The organism is Kitasatospora sp. NBC_01539 (genome assembly GCF_045040525.1).
Classification (GTDB): Bacteria; Actinomycetota; Actinomycetes; order Streptomycetales; family Streptomycetaceae; genus Kitasatospora.
In genome coordinates this window covers 4,339,497-4,358,199 of the sequence record NZ_CP109390.1, presented here as the reverse complement: position 1 = coordinate 4,358,199, position 18,703 = coordinate 4,339,497, and the positions used below count along the sequence as shown (strand labels likewise).

15 protein-coding genes are annotated in these 18,703 nt (G+C 75.0%); 8 read left to right on the top strand and 7 right to left on the bottom strand.

What is annotated here, in order from left to right; genetic code table 11:
• Nucleotides 1–11: 11 nt before the first annotated feature.
• The 3 genes from OG335_RS18785 to OG335_RS18775 form a co-directional block, all read right to left on the bottom strand.
• Nucleotides 12–932, bottom strand: coding sequence for a pyridoxamine 5'-phosphate oxidase family protein (locus OG335_RS18785; protein WP_405012278.1), 921 nt, complete (start codon nucleotides 930–932; stop codon nucleotides 12–14).
• A gap of 8 nt (nucleotides 933–940) precedes the next feature.
• Complete coding sequence (locus OG335_RS18780; protein ID WP_405012277.1) at nucleotides 941–1,414, bottom strand: VOC family protein; 474 nt, start codon at nucleotides 1,412–1,414, stop codon at nucleotides 941–943.
• Between the two features lie 119 nt (nucleotides 1,415–1,533).
• Nucleotides 1,534–2,673, bottom strand: coding sequence for a hypothetical protein (locus tag OG335_RS18775; protein WP_405012276.1), 1,140 nt, complete (start codon nucleotides 2,671–2,673; stop codon nucleotides 1,534–1,536).
• Nucleotides 2,674–3,087: 414 nt separating this feature from the next.
• Between OG335_RS18775 and OG335_RS18770 the strand changes: the two genes are divergently transcribed.
• Entirely contained in the window at nucleotides 3,088–3,645 is a 558-nt protein-coding gene (locus OG335_RS18770; RefSeq protein WP_405012275.1) for a CGNR zinc finger domain-containing protein, read from the top strand.
• A 28-nt stretch (nucleotides 3,646–3,673) separates the two neighbouring features.
• Here OG335_RS18770 and OG335_RS18765 read toward each other — a convergent pair whose 3' ends face one another.
• Nucleotides 3,674–5,155, bottom strand: coding sequence for an FAD-dependent monooxygenase (locus tag OG335_RS18765; RefSeq protein ID WP_405012274.1), 1,482 nt, complete (start codon nucleotides 5,153–5,155; stop codon nucleotides 3,674–3,676).
• A 105-nt stretch (nucleotides 5,156–5,260) separates the two neighbouring features.
• Here OG335_RS18765 and OG335_RS18760 point away from each other — a divergent pair, with 105 nt between their 5' ends.
• Both OG335_RS18760 and OG335_RS18755 read left to right on the top strand, forming a co-directional pair.
• Entirely contained in the window at nucleotides 5,261–6,481 is a 1,221-nt protein-coding gene (locus tag OG335_RS18760) for a glycosyltransferase (RefSeq protein WP_405012273.1), read from the top strand.
• A gap of 5 nt (nucleotides 6,482–6,486) precedes the next feature.
• Entirely contained in the window at nucleotides 6,487–8,604 is a 2,118-nt protein-coding gene (locus tag OG335_RS18755) for a glycosyltransferase family 39 protein (RefSeq protein WP_405012272.1), read from the top strand.
• Nucleotides 8,605–8,681: 77 nt separating this feature from the next.
• Here the strand turns inward: OG335_RS18755 and paaN are convergent, their stop codons facing one another.
• Complete coding sequence (gene paaN, locus OG335_RS18750; RefSeq protein WP_405012271.1) at nucleotides 8,682–10,382, bottom strand: phenylacetic acid degradation protein PaaN; 1,701 nt, start codon at nucleotides 10,380–10,382, stop codon at nucleotides 8,682–8,684.
• A 123-nt stretch (nucleotides 10,383–10,505) separates the two neighbouring features.
• Complete coding sequence (locus OG335_RS18745; protein WP_405012270.1) at nucleotides 10,506–11,786, bottom strand: hypothetical protein; 1,281 nt, start codon at nucleotides 11,784–11,786, stop codon at nucleotides 10,506–10,508.
• 142 nt (nucleotides 11,787–11,928) lie between these two features.
• On the opposite strand from OG335_RS18745, the gene OG335_RS18740 reads away from it, so the two are divergent.
• Entirely contained in the window at nucleotides 11,929–12,513 is a 585-nt protein-coding gene (locus OG335_RS18740; RefSeq protein WP_405012269.1) for a TetR/AcrR family transcriptional regulator, read from the top strand.
• Nucleotides 12,514–12,602: 89 nt separating this feature from the next.
• On the opposite strand, the gene OG335_RS18735 is transcribed toward OG335_RS18740, so the two are convergent.
• Nucleotides 12,603–13,067 (bottom strand): Lrp/AsnC family transcriptional regulator, encoded by a 465-nt coding sequence (locus OG335_RS18735; protein ID WP_405012268.1) that lies wholly within the window; start codon nucleotides 13,065–13,067, stop codon nucleotides 12,603–12,605.
• Nucleotides 13,068–13,214: 147 nt separating this feature from the next.
• On the opposite strand from OG335_RS18735, the gene pdhA reads away from it, so the two are divergent.
• From pdhA to OG335_RS18715, 4 genes are all read left to right on the top strand, one after another.
• Nucleotides 13,215–14,360, top strand: a complete 1,146-nt coding sequence (pdhA, locus tag OG335_RS18730; protein ID WP_405012267.1) for a pyruvate dehydrogenase (acetyl-transferring) E1 component subunit alpha — start codon at nucleotides 13,215–13,217, stop codon at nucleotides 14,358–14,360.
• The gene (locus OG335_RS18725) at nucleotides 14,357–15,352 is read left to right on the top strand and encodes an alpha-ketoacid dehydrogenase subunit beta (protein ID WP_405012266.1); all 996 of its coding nucleotides are present in this window, start codon (nucleotides 14,357–14,359) and stop codon (nucleotides 15,350–15,352) included. The genes pdhA and OG335_RS18725 overlap by 4 nt, the downstream gene beginning before the upstream one ends.
• A gap of 2 nt (nucleotides 15,353–15,354) precedes the next feature.
• Nucleotides 15,355–16,692: a dihydrolipoamide acetyltransferase family protein gene (locus OG335_RS18720; RefSeq protein ID WP_405012265.1), complete on the top strand. Its 1,338-nt coding sequence runs from the start codon at nucleotides 15,355–15,357 to the stop codon at nucleotides 16,690–16,692.
• Between the two features lie 323 nt (nucleotides 16,693–17,015).
• Complete coding sequence (locus tag OG335_RS18715) at nucleotides 17,016–18,686, top strand: globin domain-containing protein (RefSeq protein ID WP_405012264.1); 1,671 nt, start codon at nucleotides 17,016–17,018, stop codon at nucleotides 18,684–18,686.
• Nucleotides 18,687–18,703 lie beyond the last annotated feature (17 nt).

Here is an 18,703-nt window from a genome sequence, read left to right as displayed (position 1 = left end):
GGTGTCCTTCGCTAGGCGCCCGGCGGTGCCGCCGCAGGCGTCCCGCGACGGCCCGGCGCCGGGTTGGCGGGCGAGTACTCGGGGTCGGTCCAGGTCAGCGCCGTGGCGTGGGCGAGCTCCACCACCCGCAGCACGGTGCACGCGACCACCGGCGCGGCCGGGTCCGACCAGTCCACCACGGCCCGCCCGCTGACCAGCAGGGCGCCGCCGGTCTCCCAGTCGGGGAAGAGCAGGCCGGTGGCCGGTGACAGCTCGAGGTTGCCCAGGGTCATGAACATGCTGTTGCCGGGGTACTCGGGCCACCGCAGCCGGTCCGGGGCCGTCGCCTCGACGAACCCGGGGAATCCGCCGCGGTGCGAGGCGTCCACCCGGCCGTCCGGGCCCGCGGTGGCGACGAAGAAGGTGTCGGCGTTCGCCACCGCGAGCTGCTGGCGCAGTGTCAGCCGGTCGGCCGAGGTCGCCGACGGCGCGGCCGTCGGGGCGTCCGCGGGGGCGTCCGCCGGTGTGCGCCGCTGGATGTACTTCGGGCAGTTGGCGTACACCTGGTCGGCGGTGATCCGCAGGCCGCCCGGCCCGTCCGGTACGGACCGGCCGTTGACCCGCATCCGGCGCCGGCCGGCCGCGTCCAGGGCGATGGTGCCGACCTCGGCCGGTCCGGCCAGCACCCCGGCGAGCGGGTCGCCCGGTGCGGGCCGGGCGGCGACGGCCAGCGTGTGCGGGTCGGCGGCGCGGACGAAACCGGCCGGGCCCGCGAGCTGGGTGGCCCAGAGCCGGCCCTCCGCGTCGGCCGCGCCGACCACCAGGGTGCGCCGCGCGGTCAGGAACTCCGCCGCGACCGGCGGCACGGTGCGGCCGATCGACCGCCCGGTGTGGTCGGCCCGCTCCTGCTGCCCGGTGCGGGCCTGGACGGCCCGCTCACCTGCGTGCCACATCGCCCCTCCTAGAAGAAGCCGCAGGTCGGGGCGGCGGGATCCGGAGCGGTGGCGCCGGTGGCCTCGACCCCGGCGAGGGTGAAGACCTCCAGCCGGATGCCGTCCGGGTCGGTGAAGAAGATCCCGCCCGAGGTGCCGCCCTCGCTGTGCGGCACCACGCCCTCGTACGCGAACTCCGCGCCCAGGCCGGTCAGGAGTGCCTCGGCGGCGCGGACCTCCTCGACGGTGGCGACCTGGAAGGAGAGGTGGTGCAGCCCGGGGGTGCCGGTGGCGAAGGTGCCGCTGCTCTGCTGCCAGAGCGTGAGCACCAGCGTGCCGTCGCGCCCGAGCAGGGCGAAGCGGCGGTCGGGGTCGGTGCCCTCGGCCGTGACCTCCAGGCCGAGGAGGCGTTGGTAGAACGCGACGGAACGCGCCAGGTCGGTGACGTTGAGCCCGACGTGGCCGGTCTGCAGGGTGCTCGGGGCGCGGGTGGCGGTGGACACGGCGCATCACTCCCGGAAAGTGGGGACGACCCGGTTGCCTAACCGGTGAGATCGACACTACGGGTTAGGGAATCGGGGCGCAAACCGGTACGGCGCGGTGTAATGGTTAGATGGTCGCCCTACTCCCACTGCCAGCGGATGCCGACCTGCCCGGGCGTCTGGTCCGGGGCGAGCACGTGGGCGCTCGCCGACGCCCCGATCCACAGCTGCTCCCGCTTGCGGTCCACCTCCGCGCCCGGATCCCGCTCGAAGCGCTCGCAGTGCGCCGGCACGGCCACCGGATCGAAGTGCACCTGCAGCACGTACTCCCGCACCGGCACCGCGAAGAACCGGCCGTAGTCGGTCGTCGGCCCGGTGTCGGGGATGCCCACCTCGTACTCGAAGACCGTGGAGTCGCCCAGCGCCAGCGGCCGGTCCAGCAGCAGCTCGGCGATCAGCAGCCCGCTCTCCGGCCGCCGCCGCACCCGGCCCAGCCGGGCGTGCCGCACCGAGGTGATCTCCGGACAGCCGACCGCCCCGTCGTCCGCCTTGTGCACCACCACGCACCGCGCCACCCCGCCGACGGTCGCCCGCACCACCTGCCGCATCCGCAGCAGGTGGCCGCGGCGCTTCGCGTCCACGAAGTACGCGTCGTGGATGGACAGCCGCTCCAGATCGCCGGTCGGCGGCGCGTCCAGCTCCGCGAAGACCTCCGCGATCTCCGCCTCGCCCGGCCAGACCTCCTCCACCCGCAGCGCGTCGTGCGTGGTCGGCGTGATCCACCGGCCGCGCGGGCGCGGCGGGCCGAGCAGCGAGGAGAGCGTGCCGCGGCGCAGCGCGAGCAGCTCCTCCAGCAGGTGGACGGCGCGCAGCGACGCGGCCCGCTCCGGCTGGCTGCGGCCGCGGCGCCAGTAACTGAGCGTCGTCACACTGATCCTGACGCCCTGGTGGGCGAGGGACGACCTGATCCGGTCCAGGCTGAGGCCGCTCGCCTCGATCGCCGCGTTGAGGGTCTCCGCGAAGCCCAGGCCGTGCCCTCCGGCGCCGTGGTCGGCCGCGCCCCGGGCGCCGCCGTCGTGTCCGCGCCCTCCCGCGCCCTCCGCGGGCGGCCGTGCGGCCGGACCGGCGGGCGCGGCGGGAGCCCGGGCCGGCGGCGGTGCGACGGGCCGGTCGGCCGGAATGCGCTCTCCGGACGGTTGCGGCCTTCCTGGCGCAGGACTCTGGTCGCGCAGACCGACCAGTCTGAGCCGGCCGGCGTGCTGCGGTTGCTGTGACCCCATCCGGAAACCTCCCCCACCAGGCGAGTTCGGCGGCATCGGCCCAGCGTTCCACTCGTTCGGGGGTTGCCACACCGAGCTGTGGGGCACCCTACGCACCGTCGAGAGGCTACGTCATCAACTCGGACATATGACAGTGGTCACGACAAAGAAGTCCCAGTTCAGGGCAGATCGCAACACGTCCGCAACAGAGCCCCGGACGGCCCGCGGAGGCCCCGAAGAAGCCCCCGCCGACGACCGGGACGGCTCTCGGCAGACATTCGGCAGGCTCACAGAAACCACCCAGGAACGGCCGCCGCGGGGCTGCGCGGGACGCGCCGGAAATGCATTCGGACGGGCCGGCCGGATTCATCGACAGAATGGAGATGAATTCATACGGTGAACAGCGCCCGACCCGCCCGCACTACACTCGGCGGCATGGCCGACCCCCGCGACCCGCGCCCGCTGACCGGCGAGCCCCTCGCCCTCGACCTGCTCAACACCCGCTGGCGCGACGCAGGCGAGCACGACCTCCTCGCCGACCTCGACGGCTACCGCCTCTGGCTCTCCTCCGCCGGCCTCGCCGACCGCTGCACCGCCGACCGCGCAGGTCTGGCCGCTGCCCGGGAGGCCCGCAGCGCCCTGGAGGCCCTGGTCGACACCCCCGGCTCCGCCGCGGGCCGGAACGCCCTGAACGCCGTCCTCGCGCACGGCGGCGTCCACCGCACCCTCACCGCCGACGGCCCCGCCGACATCGTGCGGACCGACGGCCCGGAGCAGCTCGCCGCCTGGCTCGCCGCCGACGACTACCTCGGGCTGCTCCGCCGGGACGCGCACCGCATCAAGCGCTGCGCCCACCCGGCGTGCATTCTCCACTTCTTCGACACGTCGCAGAACGGCCGCCGCCGCTGGTGTTCCATGGCCGTCTGCGGAAACCGCTCGAAAGCGGCCCGTCATTACGAGCGGACCGCCCGGACGGAATCCGCCGGCCGCTGATCCCGCCCGGCGGCCCCGCCCCGGCCGGTCAGACCGACGGCCGTCCCAGCCACGCCGTCAGCGCGGCCCGCACCTCCGTGCCGCTCGGGTCGACGGCGGCCCAGGCCGCGTAACCGTCCGGGCGGACGAGCAGCACGGTGTCGCGCAGCTTGCCGTGCGGGTTCGCCGGCGCCGCCGTGACCAGCCGGTCCGCCCACGGCTCGGCGACCGTCAGCTCGTCGTTGCTCACCAGCACCGACCGGCCCGCGCGCAGCGCCTCGTACAGCCGCGACGGCGCGCCCGGCTCGTCCACGGCCAGCCGCAGGTCCGGGATGCGCCGGCCGACCAGCGGATGCCCCGGGACGGCCGGCGGGTACGCCACGGAGACGCCCGACACCGTGCGGGCGCCGAACCGCGTCACCGGGCCCAGCCGGTCGGCGGCCGCCGTCAGCACGCCCCCGGCGAGCCGGGCCGGCAGCGACTGCGCCAGCGCCACCCGGATCAGCGCCCCCGAGCTGCGCAGCACCGCCCGGCCCACCGGGTGACGCTCCGTCTGGTAGGTGTCGAGCAGCGCGTCCGGCGCCCAGCCCCGCACCGCGCCGACCAGCTTCCAGCCGAGGTTCGCGGCGTCCTGCAGGCCGGTGTTCATGCCCTGGCCGCCCGCCGGCGAGTGGCAGTGCGCCGCGTCGCCCGCGAGGAACACCCGCCCCGAGCGGTACGTGGGCACCTGCCGTTCGTCACTGTGGAAGCGCGAGGTCCAGCGCGCGTCGTGCGGGCCGTGGTCGGTGCCCAGCACGGACGTCATCAGCGCCGCCAGCGCGTCCGTGTCCACCGGGGTGCCGTCGGGCGCCGGGTGGTTGCGGTCCCACGCCACCACCCGGTACCAGCCGTCGCCGAACGGGGCGAGGAGCGCGAAGCCGTCCTCGCCGGCGCCGACCGTCAGCGCGTCCTCCGGCTCCCGCTCCAGCCGCACGTCGGCCAGCATCACCGACTCGACCACCGACTCCCCCGGGAACGGGATGCCCAGCAGGTCGCGGACGGTGCTGTGCACGCCGTCCGTACCGACCGCGTACACCGCACGGACGGAGGACTCCGCGTCGCCCTCGCGGACGTCCAGCCGCACCCCCGCCGCGTCCTGCCGCAGGCCCACGACCTCGGCGCCCCGCCGGATCACCGCCCCCGCCTTCGTCGCCCGCTCCTGGAGCAGCCGCTCGGTGTGCGACTGCGGCGTGACCAGCACGAACGGGAAGCGCGACGGCAGCGAGCCCAGGTCGACCGCCAGCCGGCCGAACAGCCGCAGCGACGAGACCGGCCGCCCGGTGGCGACGAGGTCGTCCGCCAGACCGCGGGCGTCCAGCTGCTCCAGGGTGCGGGCGTGCACGGCGAACGCCCGGGTCAGGTTCGACTCCGTGCCCCGCTTCTCCAGCACCGTCACCCGCAGCCCCGCCGCCGCCAGGTCGCCGGCGAGCAGCAGGCCGGTGGGCCCCGCACCGACCACCACCACATCCGCGTCGAACTGCCTGTCAGCCATGCGTCATCTCCCGTTGGTCGTGCCGACGAGCGGGCCGAACGGTTCTCAGTCCGCTCTCAGACTGCCATCATCCCGGCCCCATCAGCCGCTGTGAGCCTCTTTGCCATGACAGAGCCCGCAACGATCCTGGCCGGCACCCTTCCAGCCGCGGACAAGGTACGGACGAGCCTGGTCGAGGTGGTCGTCCCCGTCTACAACGAGGAGCACACGGTCGAGCGGTGCGTCCGCCGACTGCACGCCTACCTCGCCGAGACCTTTCCCTACCCCTACCGGATCACCATCGCCGACAACGCCTCCACCGACGCCACCTGGCAGGTCGCGACGGCCCTGGCGACGGAGATCCCGCAGGTCACCGCCGTCCACCTCGACCTCAAGGGCCGCGGCCGGGCGCTGCGCCAGGTCTGGGGCGACAGCGACGCCGACGTCGTCGCCTACATGGACGTCGACCTCTCCACCGGCCTGGAGGCCTTCCTCCCGCTGGTCGCGCCGCTGCTCTCCGGCCACAGCGACCTCGCCATCGGCAGCCGCCTGCACCGCGGCTCGGCCGTCGTCCGCGGACCCAAACGGGAGTTCATCTCCCGCACCTACAACATGCTGCTGCGCGCCACCATGGCCGCGAAGTTCTCCGACGCCCAGTGCGGCTTCAAGGCCGGCCGCACGTCCGTCGTGAAGGAGCTCCTCGGCGAGGTCGAGGACAACGCGTGGTTCTTCGACACCGAGCTGCTGCTGCTCGCCGAACGCTCCGGCATGCGCATCCACGAGGTGCCCGTCGACTGGGTCGACGACCCGGACAGCCGGGTCGACATCGTCCGCACCGCCCTCGACGACCTCAGGGGAATGGCCCGCGTCGCCCGCCGCTCGCTCGCCGGCGCCGCCGACATCGAGGTGCCCGAACGCGTCAGGCAGGCCCAGATGCCGCCCGGCCTCGGCTGGCAGCTCGCCAGCTTCGCCGTCGTCGGCACCCTCTCCACCCTTGCCTACGTGCTCCTCTACCTGGGCATGCGCCAGATCGTCCCGGCGCTGCTCGCCAACTTCCTCGCGCTCGGCGTCACCGCCGTCTTCAACACCGCCGCGAACCGGCGCTTCACCTTCGGCGTCACCGGACGCCGGGACGCCCTCAAGCACCAGATCGAGGGCGGCATCGCCTTCGTCATCGGGCTCCTGCTCTCCAGCGGCGCGATCGCGATGCTCGGCGCCGCCAGCCCGTCCGCCGGGCACTCCGCAGAACTCGCCACCCTGGTGGCCGCCAACGCGCTCGCCACCCTGATCCGCTTCCTGCTGCTGCGGGTCTGGGTCTTCAACCCGAAGCGGGCGGGCGGCCGGTGACCCTCGTGACATCGACGGGGGAGCGGGCGCTGCGGGCCCTCCGCGGCGGACCGCACGACCCGCGCTGGGCCCGCCCCGCGCTCTGGGCCGTGCTGGCGCTGGCCACCGTGCTCTACTGCTGGAACCTGAGCGGCTCGGGCAACGCCAACGAGTACTACGCCGCCGCCGTGCTGAGCGGCAGCAAGAGCTGGTCGGCGATGTTCTTCGGCTCGCTCGACGCGGGCAACTTCATCACCGTCGACAAGCCGCCGGTGGCACTCTGGCTGATGAGCGCCTCCTGCCGGATCTTCGGCTTCGGCACCCTGCCGATGCTGCTGCCCGTGGCCCTGTGCGGGGTCGCCACCGTCGGCGTCGTCCACAGCGCGGTGCGCCGCAGCTTCGGCCACTGGGCGGCCACCGCGGCCGCGCTGGTCGCCGCGCTCACCCCGATCAGTGCGGCGATCAACCGGGACAACAACCCCGACCCGGTGCTGGTGCTGCTCATGGCCCTCGGCGCGTGGTTCTGCCTGGAGGCGATCCGCACCGGCCGGCTGCTGCCGCTGGTCTGGTCGGCGACCGCGACCGGCCTCGCCTTCAACACCAAGATGCTGCAGGGCTACGTCGCGCTCCCCGCGCTCGTCCTCGCCTACGCGTACGCCGCCCGGATCCCGCTCGGACGCCGGCTGCGCAACCTCGCCCTGGCCGGTGCCGCCCTCGTCGTGGCCAGCGGCTGGTGGATGGCGATCGTCGCACTGGTGCCGGCCGGCTCCCGGCCGTTCATCGGCAGCAGCTCCGACAACACGGTGTGGGACCTCGTCATCGGCTACAACGGCCTCGGCCGGGTGCTCGGCTCGGACTCCCCCACCGGCATGGGCGGCGCCAACTTCGGCGGCGACCCGGGCCTGCTGCGGATGGGCAACGACATCCTCGGCACCCAGATCTCCTGGCTGATCCCGTTCGCCCTGATCGCCCTGGTGGCCGGGCTCGCGCTGCGCGGCCGGCTGCCGCGCACCGACGGGCCGCGGGCCGGGCTGCTGGTCTGGGGCGGCTGGACGGTCGTCCACCTCGTGGTCTTCAGCTTCGGCAGCGGCGGATTCCACCCGTACTACACGACGGCGCTCGCGCCCGGAATCGCCGGCACGGTCGGCGGCGGCGGAGTGCTGCTGCTCCAGGCCTTCCGGTCCGGGCGGCCGCGCTGGTCGCTCGCGGTGCTGCCGCTCGCGGTCGGTGTGAGCGCGCTGTGGGCGGTCGTGCTGCTGCGCCGCAACGACTCCTTCCGGGCCGGCCTGTGGGTGCCGGTCGCGGTGCTCGCGGTCGGCGCGGTGGCGGCGCTGCTGGTCTCCCGGACGGGCGGTGCGGCCCTGCACCGGCGGCTGTACGGCGTGGGCGCCGGGGCGGCGCTCGTCGCCCTGCTGGCCGGGCCGGCGGCGTACGCGGCGGCACCCATGGCCGCCGGGCGGACGGAAGGCGGCAACCCGACCGCGGGGCCGTCCACCGGCGGCATGGGCGGCGCGGGCGGCCGGGGCGGCGCTTTCGGCGGCACGCGGGACGGCGACCGCACCGGTGCGGGCTTCCCGGGGGGCGGTGAATCCCCGGCCGGCGACGGGCAGGGCATGCCGACGGGCGAGGGCTTCCCGGGCGGCGGCGAGCCCCCGTCGGGGGCCGGCGGCGGCGCAGGCGGCCCGGGCGGCGGCATGGGCGGGGGCATGGGCGGGGGCGTCGGCAGCGCCGTGCTCACCTACCTGCAGCAGCACCAGGACGGCGCGACCTGGCTGGTGGCGACCTCGCGGGCGAGCACCGCGGCCTCGGTCATCCTGCAGACCGGCAAGCCCGCCATCGCGACCGGCGGCTTCTCCGGCTCCGACCCGGCGATGACCGTCGACTCCTTCACCGCCCTGGTGAAGGCCGGAAAACTGCACTACATCCTGCTCGGCGGAGGCATGGGCGGAGGCATGGGCGGAGGCATGGGCGGCGGCATGGGCGGCGGCTCGGCGGGCGCCGACGGTGCCTCGCTGCAGTCGTACGTGACGGCCGACTGCACCGCGGTACCGGCCTCGGACTACGGCACCGCGACGACCGGCACCACGACGACCGGCACCGCGGCCGCGGCCGGTTCGGCCGAGCAGCTGTACCGCTGCGGCTGAGTGCCCGACCGCACGACGGCGGCGGCCCGCTCCCGGCACGGGAGCGGGCCGCCGCCATGTGGGTGTACCGGGCCGGCTCAGCGGTGCCGGCGGACCTCGACCGTGCGGAACCGGCCGGCGACGAACGCGCCGTCGCAGTAGGCGGAGTTGGCGGCCGGGTTGGCCCCGGTGCCGTGCAGGTCGGAGAAGGCCGCGGTCTGGTTCACGAAGACGCCGCCGGTGAGGTTGAGCGAGAGCGAGACACCGGCGTCCAGGCAGGCCTCGACGAGGGCCTGCTCGACCTCGGGGGAGGAGGTGTAGCCGCCGACCGTCATGGCACCCTGCTCGCGCACGCTGCGCCGCAGCAGTTCGATTCCGGCGGCGGTGGACTCGACCGCGACGGCGAAGGCGATCGGGCCGAACTGCTCGCCGAGGAACGCCGCCCGGTCGTCCGGCTTGTCGGCGTCGGCCTTGATCAGCGCGGGCGTGCGGATGACCGCCCCGGGGAACTCGGCCGACTCCACCGGGCGCGGTGCGAGGGCGAGTTCGCCGTACTCGCCGCCGGCGGCCTGCGTGGTGCGCTGCAGCACCCCGGGGTTGACCACGGCGCCGAGGATGGCGGCGGCCCGGGCGTCGTCCGCGAGCAGGCCGCTGATGGCGGCCGACAGGTCGGCGACGACCTCGTCGTACGTCTTCTCGCCCTGGTCGGTGGTGATGCCGGTGCGCGGCACGAGGAGGTTCTGCGGGGTGGTGCACATCTGGCCGCTGTAGAGCGAGAGCGAGAAGGCCAGGTTGCCGAGCATGCCGCGGTAGTCGTCGGTGGAGTCGATCAGGACGGTGTTGACCCCGGCCTTCTCCGTGTAGACGAGCGCCTGGCGGGCGTTGTCCTCCAGCCAGTCGCCGAATGCCGTGGAGCCCGTGTAGTCGATGACCTTGACCTCGGGCCGGACGGCGAGGGCCTGCGCGGCGGTGCCGCCCTCGTGCTCGGCGGCGAGACAGACGAGGTTCGGGTCGAAGCCGGCCCCGGCGAGCACCTCGCGGGCGACCCGGACGGTCATCGCGAGGGGCAGTACGGCCCGCGGGTGCGGCTTCACCAGGACGGCGTTGCCGGTGGCCAGCGAGGCGAACAGGCCCGGGTAGCCGTTCCACGTCGGGAAGGTGTTGCAGCCGATCAGCAGCGCGGTGCCGCGCGGCACCACGGTGAACTCCTTCACCATCTCCAGGGGTTCGCGCTTGCCCTGCGGCTTCGTCCAGCCCGCGCTCTGCGGCAGGCGGGTCTGCTCGGCGTAGGCGTACGCGACGGCCTCCAGGCCGCGGTCCTGGGCGTGCGGGCCGCCCGCCTGGAAGGCCATGCCGAAGGCCTGGCCGGTGGTGTGCATGACGGCGTGCGCGAACTCGTGCGAGCGGGCGTTGATCCGGGCGAGGATCTCCAGGCAGACCGCCGCACGCGCCGCCGGGCCGGCCGCCGCCCACGCCGGGCGGGCCGCCTCCAGCGCGCCGATCAGCGCGTCGGGCTCGGTGTGGGGGTAGCTGACGCCCAGCTCGATGCCGTAGGGCGAGGCCTCGCCGTTCACCAGGTCGCCGTCGGTGGGCTGGCCGTCGACCGTGAAGACCGTGCCGAGCAGCGCGTCGAAGGCGGCCTTGCCGTCCTCGGCGCCGGTCTCGCCGTACGCCTTGGGGAACTCGGGGTACGGCGACCAGTAGTCGCGGTCGGCGAGCGCGGTGAGCGCCCGGTCGAGGGTGTCCTGGTGCCGTCCGATCAGGTCGGTGATCGGCTGGGCGGGGGTCGCAGCGGCCATGGTGCGCTCCTCGGGAGGGCGGGCGGGACACCCCACAGAGTAACCGAACGATCGGTCGGGGCAAGCCCCCGCGGCTCCCCGCGCGACGGCGTCGGGGAGCGGTGCCGGGCGCGGGCCGCCGGTCTACGGGATGCCGAGCTCGAAGATCACGAAGCCCGCGTACCAGCCCGAGGCGACCGCGGCGGTGCCGAGCACGGCCGCCAGCACCGGCCGCGACAGCCGGTTCAGGCCGAGGGCGATCGGCAGGGTGAGCGGGAAGACCGGCAGCACGAAGCGGGAGAGCGTGCCGAACATCTGCTGGCTGCCGAGCGTCACGATCAGCGAGCCCACCGTGTAGACGACCAGCACCAGCGGCGGCCGCCGGGCGAGGAACGGCACCAGCAGCACCGGCAGTGCGAACAGCACGACGACCGCGATGAGGTCCTCGGTCGGGTACGGGTACAGGTAGTTCGTCTCGCCGACCAGGATGTTCGACACCGCGGTCGAGGTGTAGCCGCCCCAGTCGAAGAAGTGCAGCCAGCCGCCGCGCTGCAGGGTCAGGTAGCCGTCCCAGTGGCCCATCCGCCAGCCGACCCAGCCGGTGTAGCCGAAGAAGGCGAGCGGAGGCAGCAGGATCGCCGCGAGCGGGCCGGCCACGCCGTCCCGCCGTCTGTACAGGGCCCCCGCCGCGGCCAGCGCCACCCCCGCGATCAGCGTCATCGAGGCGGGACGGCTCAGACCGGCGGTGAACGCCACCAGCGCGGCGTTCGGCCACTGCCGGGTCATCGTGAAGTAGCAGGCCCAGGCGGCCAGCGCGACGAACAGCGACTCCGTGTAGACCGCCCACGCGACGCCCGCCCCCGGGAACGCGCCCCACACCGCCGCGGCGATCACACCGGCCCGGTGCCCGCCGAGATGGGCGACCACCGCGTAGACACCCGCCGCGGCCGCGAACGACGACACCACCGACACCAGCATGCCCGCGCCGTACAGGCCCAGGCCGGTGCCGTCGGAGACCAGCCGCACGAGGCCCGGGTAGAGCGGGAAGAACGCCGAGGAGTTCTGCTGGATGGTGAAGAAGCCGCCGGTGTCGGGCAGCAGCTTCGGGTCGTAGCCGACCTGCGCGACGTTCTGGTACCACCAGCCGTCCCAGCTGCCGAGCACGTCCCACGGATGGGTGCCGCCGCCGTACCGCGGGTTGTTCGTGCGGAACTTGCCCGACGACTCCAGCAGCATCATGAAGACGCTGAAGCCGATCAGCTTGACCGCGCCGAAGAGGCCGAGCGCGGGCCCGAACCGCCGGGCGGCCGCCTCGGCCGCCCCGCGGAAACCCCCCGGCTCCGGCGGCGGCAGCCGCGCCTCGTCGCCGGCCGGGCCGCCGGCCGGCCGCGGCCGGGGCACCACCGTGTCAGGTATCGCGCTCATGGACGTCGGGCCCCTCGGTCGCCGGTCACCCCACCGCATGCGGGTGGCGCGCGGATTCTACCGTCCGCGTCCGCACCGCCCGGCAGGCCCCGCCCGCCCCCCGGCCGGATGCGGTCACGTGCGGCCGGGGATACTCGTGCACATGGCCGACAACACCGCCCGTACCGCCTACACCGTCGACTCGCTGCTCGCCGTCACGGTGCAGGTGTTCAACGAGCGCGGGTACGACGGCACCTCGATGGAGGACCTCTCCCGCGCCGCCGGGATCTCGAAGTCCTCGATCTACCACCACGTCCGCGGCAAGGAGGAACTGCTGCGGCTCGCCGTGGGCCGGGCGCTGGACGCGCTGTTCGCCATCCTCGACGAGCCGGCCGCCGTCACCGGCCGCCCGGTCGACCGCCTGGAGCACGTGGTGCGCCGCACCGCCGTCACCCTGCTCGGCGAGCTCCCGTACGTGACGCTGCTGCTGCGGGTGCGCGGCAACACGGCCACCGAGCTGTGGGCGCTGGAGCGGCGCCGGGAGTTCGACCACCGGGTCGCCGAGCTGCTGCGGGCCGCCGTCGCCGAGGGCGAGCTGCGCGCGGACGTCGACCCGCGGCTGGCCACCCGGCTGCTCTTCGGCATGATCAACTCGATCGTGGAGTGGTACCGGCCCGACTCCCGCGGCGCCGACGGGGTCGCCGAGGCCATCGCGCACATCGCCTTCGACGGGCTGCGCGCGGGCTGACCCGCTGACCTGCTGACCTGCTGACCTGCTGACCCGCTGACCCGCTGACCCGCTGACCCGCTGACCCGCCGGGCCGCGCGGGCGCCCGTTCACGCGTCCGGCGGCACCTGGTCGGTCTCCTCGAAGACCAGCAGCGTCTGGGTGCCGAGCACGTCCGGGATCGACTGGATGCGCCCGAGGACGAGCTCGCGCAGCGCCCGGTTGTCGGCCGTGTGCACCAGCATCAGCACGTCGAACTCGCCGCCGACCAGGGCGATGTGCGCGACCCCCGGCAGCTCCAGCAGCTGCTCGCGGACGGCCCGCCAGGAGTTCTGCACGATCTTCAGCGTGATGTACGCGGACGCCGCCTGGCCCGCCTTCTCGTGGTCGACGCGGGCGGTGAACCCGCGGATCACGCCGTCCTCGACCATCCTGGAGATCCGGGCGTACGCGTTGGCCCGGGAGACGTGCACCCGCTCGGCCACCGAGCGGATCGAGGCGCGGCCGTCCTGCCGCAGCAGCCGGAGGATCGCGCGGTCGACCCGGTCGAGCCTGGACGTCTGTTCAGCCGACATGGCCCCCCGCCCTCCCTGTTTGGACGCACTGCTTCCAGTCGACCGCCGTTCGGGCCGATTGTCCACCACCCTGTCGTAGATCTGGTCAAGATGAACAGACAACCGAACAATCGGTAGGGAGCCCCCATCACCCCGGAGGTGCCCGAGATGACCGTTCTCGACCACCGACACCAGACCGCCGCCGTACCCGGCTGGCTGCCCGGTGCCACCCGCCCGCGGACCGACCCCGGACCGCTCCTGCCGGACACCGCGCCCGTCCGCGTGCTCGGCACCCCCGCCCTGGAGAAGACCGACCCGGCGCTGCTGCGCGAGCTGTACCGGCGCCTGGTCGTCGGCCGCCGCTACAACCAGCAGGCGACCACCCTCACCAAGCAGGGACGCCTCGCCGTCTACCCGGCCTCCACCGGCCAGGAGGCCTGCCAGGTCGCCGCGGCGATGGCCCTCCAGGACCGCGACTGGCTGTTCCCCAGCTACCGCGACACCCTCGCCGTCGTCGCCCGCGGCGTCGACCCGCTGGAGGCCCTCACCCTGCTCCGCGGCAACGCCCACACCGGCTACGACCCGCGCGTCACCCGGACGGCCCCGCTCTCCACCCCGCTCGCCACCCAGGCCCCGCACGCCGTCGGCCTCGCCCACGCCGCCCGGCTGGCCGGCGAGCCGCTCGTCGCGCTCGCCCTGCTCGGCGACGGCGGCACCAGCGAGGGGGACTTCCACGAGGCGCTGAACTTCGCCGCCGTGCTGCACGCCCCCGTCGTCTTCCTGGTGCAGAACAACGGGTACGCCATCTCCGTCCCCCTCACCCGGCAGTCCGCCGCGCCGACGCTCGCCCACAAGGCCGTCGGCTACGGCATCCCCGGCCGGCTGGTCGACGGCAACGACGCCCCCGCCGTGCACGCCGTGCTCACCGAGGCCTTCGACCGCGCCCGCGGCGGCGGCGGCCCCACCCTCGTCGAGGCCCTCACCTACCGCGTCGAGGCCCACACCAACGCCGACGACGCCACCCGCTACCGGCAGGACGACGAGGTCGCCGCCTGGCGCGAGCACGACCCGATCCTCCTCATGGAGCGCCACCTGCGCCCGCTCGGCCTGCTCGACGACGCGCTCGTCCAGGAGGCCGCCGACGAGGCCGAGGCGCTCGCCGCCCGGATGCGCGCCGAGTTCCACACCGACCCGGTGCTCGACCCCATGGCGCTCTTCGCCCACGTCTACGCCGAGCCCACGCCGCAGCTGCGCGAGCAGGCCGCCCAGCTCGCCGCCGAACTGGCCGCCGAGGCCGAGGTGCACCACCCATGACGACGGCCGCACCGACCCGCACCGCCACCATGGCGCAGGCGCTCAACACCGCCCTCCGCGACGCCATGGACGCCGACCCGACCGTGCACGTCCTCGGCGAGGACGTCGGCCGGCTCGGCGGCGTCTTCCGCATCACCGACGGCCTGACCGCGGAGTTCGGCCCCGACCGCTGCCTCGACACGCCGCTCGCCGAGGCCGGCATCCTCGGCACCGCCGTCGGCATGGCCATGTACGGCCTGCGCCCGGTTGTCGAGATGCAGTTCGACGCCTTCGCCTACCCGGCGCTGGAGCAGCTCTTCTCGCACGTCGCCAAGATGCGCAACCGCACCGGCGGCAGACTGCCGCTGCCCATCACCGTGCGCGTCCCGTACGGCGGCGGCATCGGCGGCGTCGAGCACCACAGCGACTCCTCCGAGGCGTACTACGCCCAGACGCCCGGCCTGCACGTGGTCACCCCGGCCACCGTCGCCGACGCGTACGGCCTGCTGCGCGCGTCGATCGCCTCCGACGACCCGGTGGTGTTCCTGGAGCCCAAGCGGCTCTACTGGGGCAAGTCCGCGTGGGACCCGGCCGAGCCGGTCGAACCCATCGGCAGGGCCGTGCTGCGGCGCACCGGCCGCTCCGCCGTGCTCGTCACCTACGGCCCGTCGCTGCCCGTCTGCCTGGAGGCCGCCGAGGCGGCGAAGGCCGAGGGCCTCGACCTCGCCGTGCTCGACCTGCGCTCCCTGGTGCCGTTCGACGAGGAGACGGCCTGCGAGGTCGTCCGCTCGGTCGGCCGGGCCGTCGTCGTCCACGAGGCGACCGGCTTCGCCGGACCCGGCGCGGAGATCGCCGCCCGGCTCACCGAGAAGTGCTTCCACCACCTGGCCGCCCCCGTGCTGCGGGTCACCGGCTTCGACATCCCGTACCCGGCACCCATGCTGGAGCACCACCACCTGCCCGGTGTGGACCGCATCCTCGACGCGGTCGCCCGGCTGCAGTGGGAGGAGTGAAGATGCCCGTCGTCCGCGAGTTCACCCTGCCCGACCTCGGTGAGGGACTCACCGGGGCCGAGGTGGTGCGGTGGATGGTCGAGGTCGGCGAGGTCATCGCCGTCGACCAGCCGGTGGTCGAGGTCGAGACCGCCAAGGCCGTGGTGGAGGTGCCCTGCCCGTACGGCGGGGTGGTCACCGCGCTCTTCGGCGCCGTCGGCGAGGAGGTGCCGGTCGGGGCCCCGCTGGTGACCGTGGCCGTCTCCGCGCCGGACGGCGGCGCCCCGGCCTCCGGCGGCACCGGCGGCCCGGCCGAACCCGTCGAGCGGCCGCTGGTCGGCTACGGCGTGGCGGACACCCCGCGCGGCGCCCGGCGCGGCCGGGTCCGGGTCGGCGCCACGGCGGCACCCGCGCCCGCCGCGACACCTGCACCCGCCGTCGCACCCGTACCCGCCGTGCCCGCGCCCGTAGCCGTGCCCTCCGCAGGGCCCGCCGTGGTGCCGGTCATCTCGCCGCTGGTGCGGCGGATGGCCCGGGAGCACGGCATCGACCTGGCCCGGCTCACCGGCAGCGGCCCGGACGGGCTCATCCTGCGGGCCGACGTGCAGCGCGCCGTCGGGGCCGCCGCCGCCCCGGCGCCCGCCGCGCCCGCCGCCCCGGTCGCCCTGGCCGACGCCGAGGTGATCCCGCTGCGCGGGCTGCGCCGGACGATCGCGGAGAAGCTCGGCCGGAGCCACCGGGAGATCCCGGCGGCCACCTGCTGGGTCGACGCCGACGCCACCGGACTCATGGAGCTGCGTGCGCAGCTGAACCGAGCGCCCGGGCCCAAGGTGAGCGTGCTCGCCCTGCTGGCCCGGATCTGCACGGCCGCCCTCGACCGCTATCCGGAGCTCAACTCCAGCGTCTCCGAGGACGGTTCGCAGATCATCCGGCACCGCGCCGTGCACCTCGGCTTCGCCGCGCAGAGCGACCGCGGCCTGGTCGTGCCGGTCGTGCGTGACGCGCAGCTGCTCGGCACCGAGCAACTCACCGGCGAGCTCGCCCGGTTGACGGAGTCGGCGCGATCCGGTTCGCTCACCCCGGCGGAACTCACCGGCGGTACCTTCACGCTCAACAACTACGGGGTCTTCGGCGTGGACGGGTCCACCCCGATCCTCAACCACCCCGAGGCGGCGATGCTGGGGGTCGGCCGGATCACCCCCAAGCCGTGGGTGCACGAGGGCGGACTCGCCGTCCGGCAGGTCACCCAGCTGTCGTTCACCTTCGACCACCGGGTGTGCGACGGCGGCGCCGCGGGAGGCTTCCTGCGGTTCGTCGCCGACTGCGTCGAGCAGCCGGGGATGCTGCTGCGCAGGCTCTGACCACGGCTCCTGCGGGCCGCCCCGGCAGCCCGCAGGACGGCGGGAGGGCGTGCGCCCCGGGTCGGGGGCGCGAGTTGCGTGAGACTAGCGCGTACGCCGGGCATGTGTCCGGGGTTCCGATGATTCGTGGGATGAGTACTCCGGCGGGTGCCAGTCTGCTGAGGGCGTCAGCAGAGACGAGCCAGCCGGGTGCGGCTGGCCGGGCGACCGGAAGCGAAACGATTCTCTTGGGTACTCGTCATGTCGCGTTGAAGACACGTCCACTGAGGGTCAGGGCCGGAGCGGGCTCCACCGGACCGGCCGCCGTGCCGGGACTCCCCCCGGTGGAGCCGACCGCCTCCGACGGCCCGTCCGCCACGAGCGCCGTACCGGCCGGTGCCGCGGCCGCCGTACCGGCTCAGGCGGCCGCCGTCCCCGAGACGGTCGCGGCGGCCGAAGCAGCCGTTCCCGCGGCCGGCCGTCCGGACTTCGCCGTCCCGGAGGTCACCGCAGCCCCGACGGCCGGCGTGGCCGCCCCCGTCCCCGAGACCGTCCCCGCCCCCGTGGCCGTCGCCGTCGCCGCGGAGCCGGGCCCGCACACGCCCGTCCCGGTGCCCGCCGCCGCGCCGCCCCCGGTCATCCCCGCGCCGCCGACCGTGCCGCCGAGGATCCCCGCGCCGAGCCGCCCGGCCGACGCCGTGCCCGGCCGTGCCGCCGTGCCGCCCGCGCCGTCGCACCGCCCGTTCCACGCCGACGCCCCCGGCCTCAACTGGGCCGGCCCGGGGGACCGCTGGAGCCGCGCCTGGTCGGACGGGCTGCCCGCCCTCCCGCCGCCGGCACCCCTGCCGCAGACCGCGCCCTCCGAGTCGGCCGACCGGCCGCCCACCCCGCGCGACCTCGCACTGATCCGCGACACCCTCGCCGTGGTCGAGCCCGTCGCCGACCGCGCGACCGCCCACTTCTACGCGCTGCTCTTCGTGCACCACCCCGAGGTGCGGGCGCTGTTCCCCGCGGCGATGGACGTCCAGCGCGACCGGCTGTTCCACGCCCTGCTGATGGCCGCCCGCAGCGCCCACGACCCCGCCGGGCTCACCGAGTACCTCTCCGCCCTCGGCCGGGGTCACCGCAAGTACGGCACGCTGGAGGGCCACTACGGCCCGGTGGGCGAGTGCCTGATCGCCGCCGTCGCCAAGTACTGCGGCAGCCACTGGGACGCCGAGGCCGAGCTCGCCTGGCGCCGGGTCTACGGCCTGGTCTCCCGGATCATGATCGACGCGGCCGCCCGGGCCGCCCGCACCTCGCCCGCCTGGTGGCAGGGCGAGGTCGTGAGCCACGAGCGGCGCTCCCGCGACGTCGCCGTGCTGACGCTCCGGCCCGACCAGGCCTACCCCTACCGCGCCGGGCAGTACGCGGCCGTCGAGACGCCCTGGTGGCCGCGGGTCTGGCGGTCCTTCTCGTTCGCCACCGCGCCCCGGCCGGACGGTCTGCTGACCCTGCACGTCAAGGCGGTGCAGGCCGGCTGGGTGAGCACCGCGCTCGTCCGCCGGGCCTCGCCCGGCGACGTGCTGCGCCTCGGTCCGGCCGCCGGGGGCATGGTGCTCGACCACGCCCGCGGCGCCGACCTGCTCTGCCTGGGCGGCGGCACGGGCATCGCCCCGGTCACGGCCATGGTGGAGGAGGTCGCCGAGTACGGGGCGGGCAGCCGGTCGGTCGACGTCTTCTACGGCGCCCGCTGCCCGGCCGAGCTCTACGCGCTGGAGACGCTGCAGGACCTCGCCCGCCGGCACCCGTGGCTGGCGGTGCACCCGGTGGTGTCGGAGCAGGGGGTGCCGCCGGGCGGCGCGGCCACCGGCGAGCTGCCGGAGGTCGTCTCCCGGTACGCGCCCTGGCACGGCCACGACGCGTACGTGAGCGGGCCCGCGGCGATGGTGCGCCGGGCCGTGGGCGTGCTGCAGCGGTCGGGGGTGGAGGCGGGCCGGATCCATCACGACCCGGTCGGCGATGCGGCGGGCTGACCGGGTCGGCCGGTCCC